General features: G+C 69.5%; 2 protein-coding genes. Both read left to right on the forward strand.

What is annotated here, in order from left to right:
- On the forward strand, window positions 1-1,944 hold a 1,944-nt coding region (locus AC1D01_RS29635; protein ID WP_477872808.1), incomplete at its 5' end, for a dynamin family protein.
- A 1-nt stretch (window position 1,945) separates the two neighbouring features.
- On the forward strand, window positions 1,946-2,554 hold a 609-nt coding region (locus AC1D01_RS29640), incomplete at its 3' end, for an A/G-specific adenine glycosylase (protein WP_477872810.1).

Raw genomic sequence — 2,554 nt, forward strand, 5'->3', positions numbered from 1 at the left:
GGCCAGTGGCGACAGTCGATCGGGAAACGGCTCGACGTGTTCGGGCGCTTCCTGACAGACAACGACCTGGCCGAACCCGCAGCCAGCGAAGCGCTGGACGCGCTGCGTCGCAACCTGGTGGGCGAGAAGCTCGTGGTGGCCTTCGTCGCCGAGTTCTCGCGTGGAAAATCCGAGCTGATCAACGCGATCTTCTTCTCCGACACCGGCCGCCGCGTGCTGCCGGCCACGCCGGGGCGCACCACGATGTGCCCGGTGGAACTCGGCTACGAGGCCGGCGAGGCGCCGGCGCTCGCGCTGCTGCCGATCGCGACCCGCCTCGAAGGCCTGTCGCTCGCCGAATTGCGCGGCCAACCGAAGGCCTGGGGCCACATCCCGCTCGACATCCACTCGCCCGACCAGTTGACCGAGGCCTTGCGCGAGGTGATGCGCACGCAGTGGGTGTCGGTCGACGATGCGCGTGCGCTCGGCTTCTGGAGCGACGACAACGCCGAGGACAACCCGCCGACGAACGACGCCGGCGAGGTCGAGGTGCCGGCTTGGCGCCACGCGATGATCAACTACCCGCACCCGCTGCTGCAGCGCGGCCTGGTGGTGCTGGACACGCCGGGGCTGAACGCGATCGGCGCCGAACCCGAGCTGACGCTGAGCCTGCTGCCGGCCGCGCACGCGATCGTCTTCATCCTCGGTGCCGACACCGGCGTCACCAAGTCCGACATGACGATCTGGCGCGACCACCTCGGCTCGCCGTCGAGCTCGGCCTTCGTCGTGCTGAACAAGATCGATGCGCTGCAGGACCCGCTCGCCACCGTCGAGCGCGTGAAGGAGCAGATCGAGCAGCAGCGCCAGTCGACCGCGCGCACGCTCGATGTCGCGAGCGAACGGGTGTTCCCGCTGTCGGCGCGCCAGGCGCTGGCCGCGCGCATCGACGGCGATGCAGCCGGTCTTGCGCAGAGCCGCCTGCCGTTCCTTGAAGAAGCGCTCGGCGCGCAGCTGCTGCCGCAGCGCCGCGAGGCCTTCCAGCAGACGGTGATGGAGGCCGCGAACCGCATGGAGGCGCAGGTCAACCGTCGCCTGGGCGACCGCCGCCGGCAGATGGCCGAGCAGGTGCTCGAGCTGCGCGGCCTGCGTGGCAAGAGCGGCGCCAAGGTGCGCATGATGCTGGAGCGCGTGCAGGCCGAGACCTCCGAATTCGAGCAGTGCACCGCGCGCTTGCAGGCGATGCGCATGGTGCACAGCCGCATGCTGAAGAACGCGCTGCTCGACCTGACCAGCGACCGCTTGCGCGAGGAAGTGGCCGAGATGCAGACGGYGATGACCGCATCGCTGCTGCACCTCGGCGCGAAGAAAGCGTTCATCGCGCTGTGCGGCCGCCTGCGCGACCTGCTCGAGGCCGCGCAGGTGCGCGGCACCGAGATCCACGACATGCTCGGTGCATCGTTCGCGAAGCTGAACGCCGAGTTCGGCTTCAGCCTGGCGATCACGAAGCAGCCCGACTTCAGCCGCTTCGTCAACGACCTGACGCTGATCCAGCGCAACTACGTGCAGTACCTCGGGCTCACGCAGGCGCTGCGGCTCTCGCAGCCGAAGTTCATGGAGCAGTTCCGCCGCATGCTGGTGTCCAAGCTGCGCGTGGTGTTCGAGAACGCCAGCGGCGAGTTCGAGCTGTGGAACAAGACCGCCTCGGCGCAGGTCGATTCGCAGCTGCGCGAACGCCGCCGCGGATTCCGCCGGCGCCGCGAGGCGCTGGAGCGCATCCAGTCGGCCGCCGGCGACCTGGAGCAGCGCCTGTCCGAGCTGGAAGCACAGGATGCGCAGCTGCAGCAACTGCAGGCGCGCAGCACCGAGCTGGGCAATCGCCTGAAGCAGCAGGCGCAGCGCGAGCTGACGGGTACGGCGAGTGCCGTACCAAGCGGCTCGATCCCGCTGTACGCGGCCCAGGCTTGAATTGACCGTACAAGACCGTTTCGCGAAGCCGCTGATCGCGTGGCAGCGGGAGCACGGCCGCCATGCGTTGCCGTGGCAGCAGACGCGCGATCCGTACCGCGTGTGGCTGTCCGAGATCATGCTGCAGCAGACCCAGGTCACGACGGTGCTGGGCTACTACGCGCGCTTCCTCGAACGCTTTCCCGATGTGCGGGCGCTGGCCGCCGCGTCGCAGGACGAGGTGCTCGCGCTGTGGAGCGGGCTCGGCTACTACAGCCGTGCGCGCAACCTGCATGCGTGCGCGCAGGCGGTCGTCGCCGCGCATGGCGGCGAATTCCCGCGCAGCAGCGCGGTGTTGCAGGAGTTGCCGGGCATCGGCCGCTCGACCGCGGCGGCGATCGCGGCGTTCTGCTTCGGCGAGCGGGTCGCGATCCTCGATGGCAACGTCAAGCGCGTGCTGACGCGCTTTCTCGGCTTCGACGGCGACCTGGCCGAGGCGCGCCAGGAGCGTGCGCTGTGGGACGAAGCCACGCGCCAGCTGCCCGAGGACGGCATCGAGTCGGGCATCGAGTCATACACCCAGGGCCTGATGGACCTCGGCGCCACGCTGTGCGTCGCGCGCTCGCCGAGC

The sequence above is a fragment of the Rhizobacter sp. P3_B12 genome (assembly GCF_056402895.1).